The organism is Zobellella sp. An-6 (assembly GCF_052487945.1).
The window spans coordinates 1,987,275-2,003,204 of sequence record NZ_CP199259.1 but is presented as its reverse complement, the minus strand read 5'-3'; the positions used below and the strand labels follow the sequence as shown (position 1 = coordinate 2,003,204).

General features: G+C 57.9%; 20 protein-coding genes. 2 read left to right on the top strand and 18 right to left on the bottom strand.

What is annotated here, in order from left to right:
- Positions 1 to 77 precede the first annotated feature (77 nt).
- Complete coding sequence (locus ACT7DK_RS09285) at positions 78 to 995, top strand: DMT family transporter (RefSeq protein ID WP_445398463.1); 918 nt, start codon at positions 78 to 80, stop codon at positions 993 to 995.
- Positions 996 to 1,058: 63 nt separating this feature from the next.
- Here the strand turns inward: ACT7DK_RS09285 and ACT7DK_RS09280 are convergent, their stop codons facing one another.
- The 17 genes from ACT7DK_RS09280 to ACT7DK_RS09200 form a co-directional block, all read right to left on the bottom strand.
- Entirely contained in the window at positions 1,059 to 1,349 is a 291-nt protein-coding gene (locus ACT7DK_RS09280; RefSeq protein WP_445398461.1) for a hypothetical protein, read from the bottom strand.
- Positions 1,350 to 1,415: 66 nt separating this feature from the next.
- Positions 1,416 to 1,889, bottom strand: coding sequence for a hypothetical protein (locus ACT7DK_RS09275; protein ID WP_445398459.1), 474 nt, complete (start codon positions 1,887 to 1,889; stop codon positions 1,416 to 1,418).
- Positions 1,890 to 2,135: 246 nt separating this feature from the next.
- Positions 2,136 to 2,669, bottom strand: coding sequence for a GNAT family N-acetyltransferase (locus ACT7DK_RS09270; RefSeq protein ID WP_445398457.1), 534 nt, complete (start codon positions 2,667 to 2,669; stop codon positions 2,136 to 2,138).
- 138 nt (positions 2,670 to 2,807) lie between these two features.
- Complete coding sequence (locus ACT7DK_RS09265) at positions 2,808 to 3,263, bottom strand: hypothetical protein (RefSeq protein WP_445398455.1); 456 nt, start codon at positions 3,261 to 3,263, stop codon at positions 2,808 to 2,810.
- 385 nt (positions 3,264 to 3,648) lie between these two features.
- The gene (locus ACT7DK_RS09260) at positions 3,649 to 4,134 is read right to left on the bottom strand and encodes a hypothetical protein (RefSeq protein ID WP_445398454.1); all 486 of its coding nucleotides are present in this window, start codon (positions 4,132 to 4,134) and stop codon (positions 3,649 to 3,651) included.
- A 21-nt stretch (positions 4,135 to 4,155) separates the two neighbouring features.
- Positions 4,156 to 4,542 (bottom strand): DUF6152 family protein, encoded by a 387-nt coding sequence (locus ACT7DK_RS09255; protein ID WP_445398452.1) that lies wholly within the window; start codon positions 4,540 to 4,542, stop codon positions 4,156 to 4,158.
- A gap of 164 nt (positions 4,543 to 4,706) precedes the next feature.
- Positions 4,707 to 5,312, bottom strand: coding sequence for a PepSY domain-containing protein (locus tag ACT7DK_RS09250; protein ID WP_445398450.1), 606 nt, complete (start codon positions 5,310 to 5,312; stop codon positions 4,707 to 4,709).
- Positions 5,313 to 5,335: 23 nt separating this feature from the next.
- Entirely contained in the window at positions 5,336 to 6,115 is a 780-nt protein-coding gene (locus tag ACT7DK_RS09245; RefSeq protein ID WP_445398448.1) for a carbon-nitrogen hydrolase family protein, read from the bottom strand.
- 129 nt (positions 6,116 to 6,244) lie between these two features.
- Complete coding sequence (locus tag ACT7DK_RS09240; protein ID WP_445398446.1) at positions 6,245 to 6,577, bottom strand: antibiotic biosynthesis monooxygenase family protein; 333 nt, start codon at positions 6,575 to 6,577, stop codon at positions 6,245 to 6,247.
- A gap of 138 nt (positions 6,578 to 6,715) precedes the next feature.
- The gene (locus tag ACT7DK_RS09235; RefSeq protein ID WP_445398444.1) at positions 6,716 to 7,273 is read right to left on the bottom strand and encodes a hypothetical protein; all 558 of its coding nucleotides are present in this window, start codon (positions 7,271 to 7,273) and stop codon (positions 6,716 to 6,718) included.
- Between the two features lie 34 nt (positions 7,274 to 7,307).
- Positions 7,308 to 7,706 carry a GFA family protein gene (locus ACT7DK_RS09230; protein ID WP_445398442.1) on the bottom strand — a complete coding sequence of 133 codons (399 nt, stop codon included), beginning with the start codon at positions 7,704 to 7,706 and terminating at the stop codon, positions 7,308 to 7,310.
- Positions 7,707 to 7,784: 78 nt separating this feature from the next.
- Entirely contained in the window at positions 7,785 to 8,171 is a 387-nt protein-coding gene (locus ACT7DK_RS09225) for a tautomerase family protein (protein WP_445398440.1), read from the bottom strand.
- A gap of 90 nt (positions 8,172 to 8,261) precedes the next feature.
- Positions 8,262 to 8,729 carry a DUF523 domain-containing protein gene (locus tag ACT7DK_RS09220; protein ID WP_445402314.1) on the bottom strand — a complete coding sequence of 156 codons (468 nt, stop codon included), beginning with the start codon at positions 8,727 to 8,729 and terminating at the stop codon, positions 8,262 to 8,264.
- Positions 8,730 to 8,966: 237 nt separating this feature from the next.
- Positions 8,967 to 9,899: an NAD-dependent epimerase/dehydratase family protein gene (locus ACT7DK_RS09215; RefSeq protein ID WP_445398438.1), complete on the bottom strand. Its 933-nt coding sequence runs from the start codon at positions 9,897 to 9,899 to the stop codon at positions 8,967 to 8,969.
- A gap of 239 nt (positions 9,900 to 10,138) precedes the next feature.
- Positions 10,139 to 11,695: a methyl-accepting chemotaxis protein gene (locus ACT7DK_RS09210; protein WP_445398436.1), complete on the bottom strand. Its 1,557-nt coding sequence runs from the start codon at positions 11,693 to 11,695 to the stop codon at positions 10,139 to 10,141.
- A gap of 683 nt (positions 11,696 to 12,378) precedes the next feature.
- The gene (locus ACT7DK_RS09205; RefSeq protein ID WP_445398434.1) at positions 12,379 to 12,840 is read right to left on the bottom strand and encodes a hypothetical protein; all 462 of its coding nucleotides are present in this window, start codon (positions 12,838 to 12,840) and stop codon (positions 12,379 to 12,381) included.
- A 203-nt stretch (positions 12,841 to 13,043) separates the two neighbouring features.
- Entirely contained in the window at positions 13,044 to 14,051 is a 1,008-nt protein-coding gene (locus ACT7DK_RS09200) for a DUF4238 domain-containing protein (protein WP_445398432.1), read from the bottom strand.
- A 461-nt stretch (positions 14,052 to 14,512) separates the two neighbouring features.
- On the opposite strand from ACT7DK_RS09200, the gene ACT7DK_RS09195 reads away from it, so the two are divergent.
- Entirely contained in the window at positions 14,513 to 15,046 is a 534-nt protein-coding gene (locus ACT7DK_RS09195; RefSeq protein ID WP_445398430.1) for a site-specific integrase, read from the top strand.
- Positions 15,047 to 15,327: 281 nt separating this feature from the next.
- On the opposite strand, the gene ACT7DK_RS09190 is transcribed toward ACT7DK_RS09195, so the two are convergent.
- Positions 15,328 to 15,891, bottom strand: a complete 564-nt coding sequence (locus tag ACT7DK_RS09190) for a hypothetical protein (RefSeq protein WP_445398428.1) — start codon at positions 15,889 to 15,891, stop codon at positions 15,328 to 15,330.
- Between the last annotated feature and the right edge of the window lie 39 nt (positions 15,892 to 15,930).

The window sequence follows — 15,930 nt, the reverse complement described above, 5'->3', positions numbered from 1 at the left end:
CAAGGCCGCCGCAAGAATCCGGGCGCCCGCGGCCGCGGCCGGCGGCATGATGGTGTCTTTCCACGAGGAGGACCGCCATGAACCTGATGCTTTACCTGCTGACCGTGCTGATCTGGGGCACCACCTGGGTGGCCATCGCCTTCCAGCTGGGCGAGGTGCCGGTGACCGTTTCCATCTTCTACCGTTTCGCCCTGGCCGCCCTCACCCTGCTGCTGGTGCTTGCCCTCTGCCGCCGGCTGCATCGCCTGGCCTGGCGGGATCACCTGTTCTGCGCCCTGCAGGGGTTGTGCGTGTTCTGCCTGAACTTCTACTGTTTCTACACCGCCACCGGCCATATCAGCAGCGGCCTGAACGCCGTGGTGTTTTCCATGGCGGTGCTGTTCAACGCCCTGAACGGGGTGATCTTCTTCCGCCAGCCGATCACCCGCCGCCTGCTCGGTGCCGGCGCCCTGGGGGGGCTTGGCATGCTGTGCCTGTTCTGGCCCGACATCCACCGGGACGGCTTCAACCCCGGGGTGCTGCTCGGCCTGGGCCTGGCCCTGCTCGGCACCTACGGCTTCTCCCTCGGCAACATGCTGAGCCTGCGCCACCAGAAGAAGGGGCTGGATCTGTTGTCCACCAACGCCTACGCCATGGGCTACGGCGCCCTGGCCATGCTGCTGATCGTGCTGGCGAGCGGCCAGCCGCTGGTGCTGGATGGCTCGCCCCGCTACCTTGGCGCCCTCTTCTACCTCGCCATCATCGGCTCGGTGGTGGGCTTTGGCGCCTACTTCGCCCTGGTGGGCCGCATCGGCCCCGGCCCCGCCGCCTACACCACCCTGCTGTTTCCGCTGGTGGCCCTGGGGCTGTCCACCCTGTTCGAAGGCTACCGCTGGACGGCCCCGGCACTCGCGGGCCTGGGACTGATCCTGGTCGGCAACCTGGTGATGTTCTGGCGGCCCCGGCGGCGGCTGGCGCCCGCGGCGGTGCAGGCGCACGCCGTAAAGCAGGGCTAACGGCTGAGTGGGAACGGCTCGGCGGCTTGAGAACGGGCCATGCCCCGGTTTCCGGGGCATGGCTTACTTCTTGAACTTGTCGGCCGCCTCCTTGAAGGAGGCCTTGAGTGCCTCCCAGGCGGATTCGAAGCCGTGCTTGACCGAATCCCAGGCGTCTTCGCTGGTATCCGCCAGCTCCGCCAGCTTTTTCTCCCCTTCCTTGACCTTGGCCTCCAGCCGGTGGATCTGCTCGTTCAGCTCCAGCTTGGCGTCGGCCCCGGCGGCGGACGCCCGGGCCCTGAGCTGGTCCAGATCCGCCTTCCATTCGTCCAGCTTGGCCTGCACCTTTTGCCGATACAGTTCTTTCTCGCTCATGATGTTCTCCTTATGCCTGTGGTTGCAAACAAGGCCGCCAGAGGGAGCCATCGCCCGCCGGCCCGGCTACCTTAAGTTATCGGCCCGGACGCCGACCTGCACGATGCGCGGCTTGTCGACCCCCGACACGGCCACGTACTTGAAGCTCTGGTTGTCGATCTCGCGCACCCGGGCCTCCTGGATGACGATGTTCTCCGCGCCCTGCAGCAGCGGCCAGAACACCGAGGCCTGCGGCTGCACCGCCGGATCGGGACTGAAGGTAAAATCCACCCCCGTGTTGGTCAGGTAGGCATGGCCCTGCGAGTCGGTGATCCAGAACTCATCGATACCGGACTTTGCGGCCACCTCCTGCAACACCGCGTTGATGGCGGCGGCCTCCATGCCCCCTTGCTCGGCGGCAGCCACGAAATGGGCGGCCAGCAGCGCCTCGGCCACCATGTGGCTCGCCACCAGATCCTCGATGCCCTTATCCTCCGCTCCGCAGCCGCCGAGCAGAAAGCCCGCCGCCAGGACGGCAGGGCCCAGCCGGATACTGTTCATGCTTGCTCCTCCGAGAAACACCTTGGTACCGCGAATTGAAGCCGCATAGGCAAGCCCAGCGACTAAAAATCAGCGTCGTGTTGAACAACACATGGTTCCGGATGTTTTCAAGCCATGGTGACAACAATTTGATCCTAGAACACGCCTTTCTATATTGCCGGGCAAAGATGTTGCCGGGCAAAAACGGGACGAGCCGCTCGGCGGAGCCCGGGCCCACGGCGCCGTTTCGGTGCCGCTGATCCTGGGTTAATGAGAGGGCAGCCTGCCGTAGATGACCGTATGATCGAGCCGGCCGGAGGGCAGCCGCCGTTCGTGGCGCAGGGTGGCTTCCAGGACATAGCCGGCGCGCTCGGCCACCGCCCGGCTCCTGCGGTTGCATTCGGCACATCGGATCTCCAGCCGGTTGGCGCCGAGCTCGCCGAAGGCATACTGCTCCAGCAGCGCTACCGCCTCGCTCATATGGCCCCGGCCCTGGGCCGAGTCACGCAGCCAATAGCCCAGCTCGAAAAAGGGTACGGACTTGTCGCGAATAATCAGACCGATGGCGCCCAGCAGCCGTTCGTCGCGCCGGTCGACGATAAAAAAGCGCAGCTCGCTCTTAAAGCCCTCGAAATTGGCGATGGCCTTCCGCATGCTTTCCCGGCAGTCCTCCTCCGTAAGGGCATATTTCACCCAGGGCAGGAATTCTGCCAGCGCCTGCTCGCTTTCCTTTACCGCCTCGAACACCTGGGGCACCAGCTCGAGGGACGGCGGCAACAGCTTGATATGGTTATTTTCCATGATGCTCTCTGATTCAATTTTCGTCTCTACCACCAGGTGGTAGAGATATCCTTGGCAGCTTTCCCCAAGGCCCTGCTGCGACTATTCGGAGCCAGCCCCGAACTTACAATCAAAATATACGATGCTTTACCCTTTCCATTACCCGTACCCGACGTTTTTGCCAGCCAATGCCGGCCAGACTTGATATGTGCCCACCGCATAGAGCATGCCGACACCTAAACAAATACCCGAGCTTACCAGCCAGAACAGCAGACTGTTTTCTGGGAACATAGGCATGATGCCAATAAAAGCCACGCCACGGAGCAGATAAATGCCGGTGATCACACAGAGTCCCACGCGCAGCAGTGGCAAACGCCTGATGACGCCCGCTCCGGACAGCCCGTAACATGACCAGAGCAGCAATACCATCACCATGACTGAGGTGACTACGGCTGGATACCAGTGCCCCTGCTCCGACATTATTGCCATCTGTTCGCCTGCGCCAAAGAAGCGATACCACTCACCACCAAAAACAACACAACCCAAATGCGCCAGTGCCGCCAAACCACTAGCGCAGGAAGCGAGGATTAACAACTGATTCTTATCTGATTGCATGGTCATTCCTTTAATGCCTGATGCTTGAGTTAAATAACTGATCCTAATAGTGCTACATCGACCGGGCCCCGCACTCAGACACGCCGTGAACCCATCCCTAGGGGCTCCTCCGCGCCATCCCTGGCGCGGAGGGTCTGCTTAGCGGAACCAGGTCGTTGCCGACAGTGATCTACTATTCGGAACAGCTATTTAACTGGCTGATCCTAATGGTGCTTCACCGACAAGGCACCGCGCGGGAGCACAACCGCACCAAGGGATCCTGAGATATCCCCCTTCCCGTACCACAACCGGATGCGGCATCGGCTTGGACAATCCGGAGATAAACCGGCCAGTGCGGATGTGATGGCGTTGCAGGCGCTCGTGGTAATTGAGGTACCCGGGCAGCTCAGAAGTAGCCGACGAGGCGCCCCAGGGTCAGGGCCGTCAGCCAGGCGGCCAGTGACACGCCACCGGCGAGCCGGACCCGCCCCGGCGGTTTGGCGCCCGCCGGCAAGATGCGCTCGGGATCCACGGGCCGCACCCAGCGCAAGGCCAACGCATTCGCCGTGCCCATGGCCACCACGGCCATCTTGGAGATGAACAGGCCGGAGGCGGCATACTCGGTGGCCCGGGTGATGAACAGCAGGCTTCCGCAGACGATGGCCAGGGCAAGGCCGGCGCCGGCGGTGCGCGTCAGCACCCGCCAGAGCGGGGCCAGCGCTACCGAGCGCCAGGCCCCGAGCAGCCGGAGATCGAGCGGGACGATGGCGCCGACCAGCAGTGCCACCCCCAGGATGTGCGCCGCATTAACCAGCGGATACACCCAGACCGAGTTGCGCAGCGCCCCGGCGAGCGCCGTCGCCTCCAGCGCCACCAGCCAGTCTGCACTCACCTCGGTGCCTCCGGCCGCGGCTCAGGACGCCCGGTCCGGGTAGAGGAGGTAGCTTTCGCCATCGATGACCACCCGTTCGGCCTTCATCAGGCGTTCGCCCGCCTTGGCGGAGCGATGACCATGGGCGGTGATCACCTGCCCCAGGCCGAGCAGCTCCGCCGCCAGTCCCGCCTGTTTATTCCGCCAGGGTTGCCCCACTTCGACCACCCAGCGTTCGCCGTTCACGTCCAGCGTCACCTCGCCGTGGGGGTTGCCCAGCCGTACCTCGATGATGGTGCCCGTGATCTCGAACTGCTCATCGGTCGCCCAGCCCCAGCCATGGTGCGCCCAGGCGCCCTGCGCCAGGAAAGCGCCCGCCACCAGCGCAAGCAGCACGAGCCCTGTCCGTCGTTCGAAAAACGTATGCATTGCCAGTCCTCCGTGTCGATGGTCGGTTTCGTCTTCGAACCTTATTAGACCGGTAACGTGCCGGCAAAGTGCCAGGGCAGCAAACCGCCATCGGTGCCGGGGGAACCGGCGCGAGGCCCGCCCCCGCTCACGCGCCCCGGAACAGCATCTTGAAGCCAGATGCCCTACCCTCGCCACCCAAAACAAAGCCGGAGCCCCACCAGTGCCATGGCCAGCAGCAGCGCCAGGCCCGCCAGGCCCAGCACCCGGTTGGCCCCCGCCGAGGGCAACCATTGCAGGTAATGCACCCGGTACAGGCCGTTGATAAGCCGGGTGTCCCGCCCTTCCTGACGCAAGCCGAGCGTGTTCCAGTCCAGGCTGAGGCTCACCCCGGTGCTGGTGCGGGCACGGTTGCCTTCGAGCGCCACAATGTCGCCGTAGCGGGCCGGGTTGACCGAGACCGCGTCCTGCAGCAACCGCCGCAGCCCCGCCTCGTCCGGCGGCGGCAAGGGCTGCTGGCTGCCCGGCTGCAGATGCAGCGGTGGCCCTTCGGTGGTGACCAGCAGGTGCGCGCCCAGCACGGTGCCGACCAGCCGCACCTGCCGCCAGTGGGGCTCGGGACGGATCTCCACCCTTTCCGCCAGCGGGCGGGCTTTGATCGCCAGCTGTTCATAGGCTCCCTGGTAGCCCGGTTTGATGAAGAACACCACGCCGGTGAGCGCCCAGCCGCACAACGGCAGCAGCAGCACCAGCCCCAGCAGGCGGTGGAGCTTTCTTGTGTTGATGGACATAAAATGGACTTTTTTGTTGGCCTTTAAACCCATGCGGGAGCCGGTTCAGCCTGGATGGGATAAAAACGGCCGGCCTGCGGCTCTTCGCCGAGGGTACAGAGCACCAATCCGGTGTTTGCGCCCCGGGCCGCAAACACCGGCCTGCCGGCACCATCCCAGAAGCCGCTGTTGCCGCAGGCGGCCCAGCCGCCGGTAACGCCGGCATGATTGCACAGCAGCACCGGCACCCCCAGTTGGGCCGCAAGGCAGGAAAGCATCCGGCTGTCCGCCGCAAAACCCTGTTCCGAGATCAGGGCGCTGGCCAGATAAAACCCGGCCCCGGCGGCCTTGGCATCCTGCCCATGCCGGGCCTCGCCAAAGTCGGCACAAATGGCCAGGGCCACCCGGTGGCCCTTGACCGGAAACTGATAATTCCGATGACCGGGAGCACAATATTGATCCTCCCCCGGATGCAGATACTGCTTGGCGTAATACTCTACCCGCCCATTGGGAAAACAGATCACGGCACCGATAAAGGGTTTGCCCGCTCCGTTTTTAAGCGGACAGCCGGCCACCACCACGATGCGGTGCCGCACTGCCGCCCGGGACAGCTCGGTCAACACGGATGAGCCCGCCTCCAACGCCAGTTCCGCCGCCAGCTCCAGCTCATAGCCGGTGAGGGAAAGCTCGGGAAACGCCACCAGATCCGCCCCCAGCCGGGAAGAGGCCGCAATAAACTCCAGGTGGGTCTTCAGATTGTTGACGAGATCGCCTTTCTCGGCCTGGATCTGAGCCAGGCCGACAGTGAGGGTGCTGTTATTCACACAGACTCCGTTAATGGGCTATTGGTATATCACGTTTAATGCGCCGCACGACCTTGCCGGGCGCAAACGCGGGCTTATTCTCCTGAATAGACGACGCCAGGGAGACAGCTCACTCTTCTTCATGCCCCGTCACTTCATTTCCCCGCCGGCGAAGGCCCGGGATTGCAGAAAGTCCTCCGCCACGTCCAGCTCGTGCAACACCCGGGAGCCCAGCAGGCAACCCCCCATTCGTTGCCGGGCCCGCGCGGCGTCGGGGTCGCTCAAGGTGCCCGCCTGCCGCCAGTGCTCGCGACTTGGCCATTGGGCATAGCCCAGCATCAGCCCGGGAGTATTGGTGTGATGCAGGCGTGAGCCCAGGCTGCCGGCCCTCCGGTAAATAAGCCGGGTAAGCTCCAGCCAGGCCTCGCGAAAGGCCGGTTCCCGCCCTTCCTTCACCTCGAATTCGTAGATAACGATAAACATGACAATACAGCTCCAACAGGGCTCAGGCGGACCACTTCTCCTGGCCCGGCCTGTTCGGATAGCTCCCTCTTCAATCGCCCTTCTTTGTCCTTAATGCGGTCCCGAAAAATCAGTCCAAGATAAGCGCAGGAAAAGACGCTAGGGATTCCAGCTCAGCATGCCATCACTGATGCTGCAGTCGGCAACCGCATCGGCGGCATCCACAATGAAGATCTGCTGGGTTGCGGACACGGGGTAGCTCAGGTACTCCGAGCACTTCGCGCTTTGCCCGGTGCCGACCACGACCTTGGTCCCGGCCTTGAGGGTACAGCTGGCCAGCTTATCCAGCGGAGACCATTGGTAGCAGATCTCGTAATCGGCCCGGTATTGCGCGACCGGGCCGCTGGGCTGATCGAAGGCCCACCATTGCCCGTACTGGCTGTTGGGGTTGGTGCTGTTCCAGGCCCGGAATATTTCCACCCGGGTGTCGGCTTTGCTCCGGTAAACCTGCCCCTGGCAGAGTTTTCCCTGCTCGGGCTCGCCCAAAGCCTGCTGGAGCAGCGCGGGATCCTCGATGGCGTCGAACTGACCGGCAACCGCCGCCGGCAGTGCCGCGCTGCCCAGGCAGGCGGCGGGAGTATAAGTGGTTTCTTGCGGCGCATGCTGGGCGCACCCTGCCAGCACCGCCAGGGCGAGGTATGATCCTATTCTTCTCATTTTTTATCCCTTTGTTTGTATCAGTTTGTTTGTATCAGTCTTTGGCCGCGAATTGCTCGAACACCTGCTGCCCGGTGAGCTTGCGGGTGTCATTTTTAAGCTCGTAATAGGCCGGTTTTTCGTCGATAAAGATCTCATTGGTCAGGCTGAATTCCTGATCCTGAAACAGGCCGGCGGGCAGGATGTATTCGTCATTGGGCAGCAGATGATAGAACAGGTGGGTTCCGCAGTGGGGGCAGAAGCCGCGTTCGGCCCAGTCGGACGAGCGGTACCTCGCCGGCTGGCCGCCGCTGAACACCACCTCAGTACCGCAATGAACGGCAAACATGGGGCCGCCCGACCAGCGCCGACACAGGGAGCAGTGGCACAGGCCCACTTCGTTGTGGTCATTCGCTACCACTTCTATCGCGCCGCAAAGACATTTTCCTTTCATATTTTCCTCCTGGCTTGTGTGGATCACGCCGCTGTCCGGGCTGGCCGCAGCACGGCCCGGCGACATGTCGTTGCCTTGTCATACCTTGACCCTGTAGCTGAGGTCGCGAGCCTCGTCCCCCGTCATGCCCCGGAATCCCCACTGGTACGGCGCCTGCTCCTTGATGGTGATTTCAACATCGATCGGCGCCAATGAGAGCCGGCTTTCCATTTCCCGGAACAGGGCCTTGATCAGTGCCTTCTGGGTCTCGGGCTTGCGGCCCGCCATCAGATTGATCTCGATCACGGTGTAGGCTTCGGAACGGCCGCCCGGGTAATAGAAGTCTTCCCTCTCCAAGGGCACAAACCGATGCGCGCGCTTGTCTTCCGGCATGCCGAGCACGGCTTGCATGCAGCCATGGATAACGTCCGACAGCTCCGCCTTGATTGGATTCAGTTTTTCCTTTATCCCGTAAACGACAATCATGATGGCTCCTTAAAATGTGTCATGCCGCCACAACCGGCCGGGCGGTGCAGCCGGAGACGGCGAAGGGAAAAGCAACAGGCAAGACCCCGCTCACGCGAGAATTGCCTTGTTCGCATCCGCTATTTCATATTGGTTAAACACCTGAACGCCATGCCGGCGCAGCAAGGCTGCCGTCACCCCCATGCCGCGAACCTTTCTACCTGAAAAGCTCCCGTCATAAATGACCGAGCTGCCGCATGAGGGGCTGGATTCCGCCAGCACGGCAACTTTGATATTGAAGCGGTTGCACAGGTCCAAGGCGACAGAGGCACCGGCCAAAAATGCCTCAGTTACCTTGTCGCCCCCTTTTTCAACAACATCGGCTTCGCCGTTCAACACCATTTCCCCATCGCCTGCGAGAATTTCCGCCGGCTTTCTGGGAATAGTCATTCCCGCCTCGACTTCGGGGCAGACGGCAATGACCCTTCCCTCAGACCGCCACCGCTCGACTATCTCATCGGTCAGGGAAAGGCTTCCGCCATCATATCGGACCCGCTTTCCCAAGAGGCAGGCACTCATCAATACCTTATTCACAGCACTCAACTCCCATGTTGTGCCCGCGATTGAATAAATAGCTGCTCCGAATAGTAGATCACTGCCGGCAGCGAGCGGGGGCTGTTAAGCAGACCCTTCGCGCCAAGGATGGCGCGGCGGAGCCCCCAGGGACGGGTTTACGGCGTGTCTGCGTGCAGTGCCCGGTCGATGTAGCACTATTAGGAACAGTTATTTATATGGGGCATGCCTTTGGCCCACGAGTTACACCGGCGGTGGCATCACCGCCCGCACCGCGTTATCGATCCCGCAGCGGTAACTCGTTGCCTGCAAACCATAGGCGGTTTCAATCTTACTGCTGTCGAAACGATAGTCGGAATCAAACTGGTACATCATCTCCTCGTTTTCACGAAGCACCGGCATAAAGACCGCCATGAACTTGAGGAGCCAGCGGGGAAGGGTTTGCAACCGGTAGGCCTGCCCCGCCGACTCGCATGCCAGCCGTACGAAATCCGCTCCCGTAAGCGGCTCCTTAGTGGTCGGGAGGTGCCAGGTTTGGCCATATGCTGCCGGTGACCCGCCCAGCACGGCCAGCGCCGGGCCGATATCCGGCGTGTAGGTGAAGCTGTGTACCTTATGCGGATTGCCTATCCACTGCGGTGCCTTGCCATTTTTGAGCCGTGAAAACACCGTATTATGGGGGAAGCTGTTCGCTACATTGGGGCCATAGAAATCGGCGGAACGTGCGATCAGTGCCTGCAGGTTGCCACTGCGCATTTCATCCAGCAGCATGCTGGCGATCCTTGCCCTGACCTCCCCTTTTTTGCTGATTGGATTAAACGGCGTTTCCTCTGTCATCGGCCCGTCGACGCGTCCGTAGGCATAGACATTGTCGAGGAACACGAGACGAGCGCCATGGCGGCTGCAGGCGTCAATCACGTTCCGCATCAGGCGAGGCCATTGCTCACGCCACACGGAGGTATCGTATTTCAGGCCGGCGACCAGGTAGACCACCTCACTGCCTGCCACCGCCTGGGCGGTGGCCTTGGCATCCATCAGATCCGCCACCACGGTTTCGTCTGTCGGATTCACCCTCCGAGGATGCCGGCTGACCTGCCGAATAGCTGAAGAGCCCAGGGCAGGCACCCGGGACAGCGCTTGAGCGATGGCGCCGTTGGCACCGAGTATCGTATTCATTGTCTTTATCACCTCCTCCGAGAGTTAACCGTCAGGCCGGCCGACGCCCGTTAACCGGCGAACGACGCACCACCCGGCCCCGCGCCACACCGCACCCACTCAGGGCAAGCCCTGGGTGCCGACCCCGGCGAATTGCTCCCGGGCAAGCGGCTCCACCGCCGCTCCGGATGGTGCCCGGGTTGCAGCAGGGGGCAGCCTGTTCCGCACCGGTGCCGCCAATCCCCCCTGCCCGGGCGGCATCAGTAGTTGCTAAAATGCCTGACCAACCCGTTCAGCTCCTGGCTCAGCCCCGCCAGCCGGCTGCTGGCAGACGAAATTTCCGCACTCGCGGTGGCAGAGGCTTCGGCCGACTGCCGCACCGTCGATACCCGCTCATTGCTCTCGGCGGTGACCGTGGCCTGCTCTTCGGTAGCGGTGGCGATCAGCTCGCTCATTTGCTGAATATCGGATACCTGCCGGGTGATCACGGCCAGGGCGGCTCCCGTATCGCGGACGGCGGCGACGGAAGCCTGGGTATGTTTCACACTCTCCTGCATGGTACGGGTGCTTTCGTCGGCAATGGCCTGGAGTCCCGACACCAGCTTGCCGATTTCATTCGACGACACCTGGGTGCGCTGGGCCAGATGACGCACTTCGTCCGCCACCACGGCAAAGCCCCGGCCGGCCTCGCCGGCGCGGGCCGCCTCGATGGCCGCATTAAGCGCCAGCAGGTTGGTTTGATCCGCGACTTCCTTGATCACGTCGAGGATGCTGCCGATACGTCCGCATTCCTGCTGCAGCCGGTTCATGAAGTCGGCCGAGCTCGTGATCTCCGAGGCGAGCGACTCTATCTGGGCGATGGCCCGCTGTGACAATGCCTGGGCGTTGACGACCTCTTCGGCCGCGCCCCTGGCGGCCGTGGCCGTATCCTCGGAGTTGCGTGCCACCTCCTGTACCGTGGTGGCAATTTCCCCCATCGCCGTGGCGATAAAATAGGTTTCATTCTTCTGATCGTTGATCCTTGCCTGGGTACGGTCGGTCACCGAGGTCAATTGGGAAGCCGAGGCGGTGAGTTCATAGGACGCGGAGCCGATCTGTGAAACGACATTGCGCAGACTACCGTTCATTACCGCCAGGGAAGCGAGCAGTACGCCCAATTCATCCCGGCGGTTGCCGTCCGGCTGCTCCAGCACCAGATCGCCCTTGGCGATACGCCGGGAAATATCGACGGCCTGCTTCAACGGCAGCACGATCTGCCGGCTGATCACCAGGGTCACCACGCCGCCCATGGCCAGGATCACCAGGGTGATGCCAGCGAGCAGGTAATGCACTTTTTCGGCCTGGGCGGCGGCACGCTCCTCCTCGGCGTAATACAGCTCGTTGGTGTTGTCCTGCAGATCGGACAGCAACTCGTTGGCGGCCAGCAGGGCGGACTGCGTACGCGCCGCCTCTCGCTCTTTCAGGTAGCGCGCCAGATCCGTTTTCAGTTTTTCCACCGCCGCCATGTCCTCGGATGGCCAGCGGCCGGTTTGGGTGTCGGAGTGCAGCTGGTTGATGGCATCCTGGAGGATTTGACGGCGCTGATGGTGCGACTTGCCGGCATGATAGTCACCCGCCAGTGCCTGCTGGTAATTGTCTTCACGGGTGAACACTATCTCGTCGAACAGGTTGCCTATTTGACTGATGCGATTCAGCGTTGCTTCATTATTGTTTAGCCCGTAGAACCCGAACAGGGACAACAAGAGCACAAAGAACAACAGCGACCCAAAACCGATGCAAAGCTTCAGGGTCACGCTCAGATTTTTAATGTTTAACATATATTCCCCATATTAAAACCCACCATACCTTAAACAATGATTTCACTACCAAATAATTCAAAACAGAGCTCAGGGCAAGAGCATGCCCAGCCGATTTTCCACCCTGCCGCAACAGATGGGATAAGCATCGTCGTTTATCGGGACCTGTCCGTGACAGCGGGTGAGGCCCAGTTCCTTCTCAAATATTCTTTAGCTGCACAGCCTCAAAGTCCTTGACATACAACGTTTTACTTTATCACTCGGCATCCTACTTCCTAAATATGGATCATAATATTTATTGTTGTGCATTACGATCCAATGATGAGTACCATTTTCACCATTGAAATGGACATCACAGAGATAAGTGCCCTCTACGTTCAAGACGTTCAGGACGTTCAGGACGTTCAGGACGTTCAAGTTACTTATTTTTTCCTGAACCCTTAAACCAAAGCATTTTCTTAAAGCTAATTTCATTTGAGGGATTGTTACTTTCTGGCCCGCTTTACAACACCGGTTATCCAACATCTATTGATGTGCCTCAGTGTAACTTTTTATAGCAGCAACAGTAGCGAAGGCAGCTATCCCACAACCTGTATGCAATTCTACCTGATTGATAATGTTCACATTCATCTCAAACCGTACAAAGTGAGAGCACATTATCCTTAGGCCGGCGAATGGCTTATGATAACTTAATTTATTACAAATCACTTACCAGCCTCAAGAATTGGCAGACCTGCTTCGGTTGGAATATAAATTCGTTCTCCCTTTCCATCTTGAAGCCCCTTAATCCAAACGTAACGAAGATATTCCTCATTATCTTTCAGCGATTCACCAATTATTTTATTTGCTTCAGCCGCTGCTTTGGCTCTTTCAATATCAGCCCTACCCTCAGCTTTTGCTTGAACAATTTTGGCCTCGCCTTCTGCTTGAGCCAATGTAACTCTAGCTTTGGCTTGCATTAAAGAAGCTTGTTCTCTGGCTTTAGCTTCTTCTATTAAAATTTGTTTACTCCACTCTGCTTCCTTCAGAGCAGCAACGCCGTTCATTTCAAGCTTGTATACTTTGTATTTAGGCCATACCCAAAGAGCCAAAACGATAAGAGCAATAAAAGTGACGACTAAAAAGACCAAACTGCCAAATGCTATTGCATGTCTATTTGGATGCATGAATTCTCCTGTTATTTATAACTTTTTGTTAAGGAGCCGACGTTAGCCAGCCCCAGTGAGCACAGCGACACTTATCCGTATTTATTATATGTATTATTCAATGAGAATTTTGAAGCACATTCAGCATGCATCTATCTGATCGATATATAACTAAAAGCCTGCAAATACGAGATTTTTCGTGTATGTATATCGAATCAGCCATTTTAAGACGCCTTAATAGCATTGAGATTTATACCGATATACTTCTTGTATGGCTTAAGCGATTCTTCACTATTCCCAATGATATGAACATTTGCTCGTTTAGCTATTTTGATATTCATTTCTTCCACGACATCAACTGATATTTTAACTTTTCCGCGTGGAAAGCGATTTGACTTATTGACCATGTAAGCAACGCTTGGTGATATCGGATAGTACATGTCACACTCATGGTTTTCTGGTGACTTAATCTCGTCAGTCAATGCTTGATGAACATTCACAATCGGCTGGTCAGATGTAATGAACGGAATGTCTGTATCATTGATTAGCAAGCAATGATTATCATCATGTCTATCTAGAAATATTGATCGCCCCATGCTCATACCGAACATGTAACTGATAAACCACCAGCATTCTTTCATCATTTTGGCTAGGTGCTTTTCTTCGTCGGTGGTTGCTTTATTTGATACACCAGTTAAGACAGCATCTCTAAACGTCTTGGTTCTAGTGATCTGTTGAGCAAAAAACTGCGTAAAACAGCACATGTTTTTACTGTCATCTAACACAGACAAGTCATGACCCGCCAGCCCAGCAAGAACGATTTGCACTTCTTTTTCATGCGCAGAATGAAGCCTTTCAATCCCGTTACTTTTCCATGCTTCTAGCATCTTATCTGCTGTATTGTCTTTTACATTGCTCTTTCGATACATAGCCTCAATCTGTTGCATCAAAATAAAGTCACTTAGATACGACATATGCTGTTCATGAAGCTCTTTCGGGCTTTTCTTCGAGAAGTTTTTAATCGCCTCTATATGTTCAGGTGTAAGGTATTGAACACGATAGAAATCACGCTCGACAGCAACGTTTTTAACGCTATCAAAAGCGGTCTTCTTGTTTTTCTTGGTTGTGTAGAAAACATGCTTTTTATCAGGCGACCACCGTTTCATGTAGTTAGCCCAAACGTGATGATTGTTCTTAGTAGCTTCTATGCTTTTCTTGCTGATTTCTACCATTCGCCCTCCGTTGCACTAGTGTATTCGATTGGCGGCTCTATTGCTGCGGATATCTCAAAGCTGAGCACAAACGAAAAGTAAAAACTTGAAATTGAAGTCGATTTGAACGAGTAGAGCAAATTATGCTTTGCCAGTTACACATAACATTATAATACTGCGCATGCGCATAAACACTCCCGTGTTTATGTGAGAACAACAAGTTAATCGAATGATTTAAATGGCATTTTCAACGTCGTTGGCCATCAGCAACTGCGAAAAACGCGTATGCACATATTTGTACCTGACAAGACACACAATCTACAGCACTTATTTTATAACTATCGGATAATATTGGTTTTTCATTTAAGTATTGATGATATATATGCAACCTATACCATCAATTCACGCATGCAAACTGGAATCCCAAAATACTGTGCATTTATGCAGTATCACATAGTAACGAGCCAGCAGGAAGATCCACCATGGGAAGCGGTCCTTTTCTCAATCGTATCCGGCAAGAGCTGCGGCTGCGAGGCTACAGTCTCCGCACCGAAAAGACTTATCTGCATTGGATAAAGCGCTACATCCGTTTCCATCATCTGTCACATCCGGCCGAGATGGGAGCGCCCGAGGTACGCGCCTTTCTTTCGTGGCTGGCCAATGCGCAGCATGTGGCGGTAAACACCCAGAAAACGGCCCTGAACGCGCTGGCCTTTATGTACCACAAGGTGCTGAATATCGAACAGGGAGAGCTTGGTTTCCAACATGCCTCTCAATACCGGCGTATTGTACTCACCCAGGCGGAGGTAGCTTTGATCCTGGAGCAACTTGACCAGCGCAACCGGCTGATTTTTTCGTTGCTTTATGGTGATCGGTCGGCATTTCACCAGCAGCCCGCTGGACAACCTGCCCGGGTAGCCATCGCCGCATATGTGTCCGGTCGCCCGCCTTGTCTATTCTCGGGCAAGCTACCGCCCGGATCTTGCGGGCGACCTTGCCTCTCTCCTTCCCTGTAGTCATGGGGTATTTTGCCGCGCCCGGCATGGAATTCAAATGAAACTTTATCATGCCGGGCATTTTGGTTTGCGAAATGGGGGGGTTGTTCTGGATGCCCGCCTTCGCGGGCAGGACGGCAAACAACCGCCGCTGCGGACACTGGTGATGGCAGGTCCATGAGGGGTTATTAGTCGGCTGAAGCCGAGCCTACGGAAGACGGGCCGGTTTGCGTTGGATGCCCGTTTTTGTGGAGATGGCGAGGGATCCTTGGCGGGGCGGCTGCCCTGCCAAGGAGTCCGGATCAGAAATTGATGCCCATGCCCAGCACATAGGCCCAGGCGCCGTTGTCGAAGTTGTCGCTGGCGCTGTCGCCACTGTCGAACAGGAACTGGTATTCGGCCCTGGCCTGCACGAAGGTGGAAGGCAGCATATAGTATTTAAGGCCGGCTTCCAGGCCGGCCGTGCCGGTGTCCTTCACGCCGTCGCCGTAAATGCCGCCCAAGGTGGCGCCCACGAAGGGACGGGCCGCCCCCTGGCCGAAGTGGTAGTCGACAAAGCCGCGGGTACTGCCGTTCCAGAAATCATCCGACAGATCCTCGCCTTCCACGTCGGCGTAGCTGATGCTCTGGCGAATACCCGCCAGCATTCTGTCCGACAGGTACCAGCCGTAGTCAACCGATATGCCAAAACTGCTGCTGTCGAAGTCCTTGTTGCTGGAGCCGGTTCCCGAAAGGGAAAACTCCCTGTCGCCCGCGCTGGGGCCCACTGTGCCCGATCCTCCCATCTGCGACTGGGCCAGGGCATAAGCGGGCAGCAGGGTTGATCCAATGAGGATGGCTAGCGGAACTTTCTTGAAAATGTTCATGATAATTCCTCGGATTAATCATCACGTTTGATTAAGCAC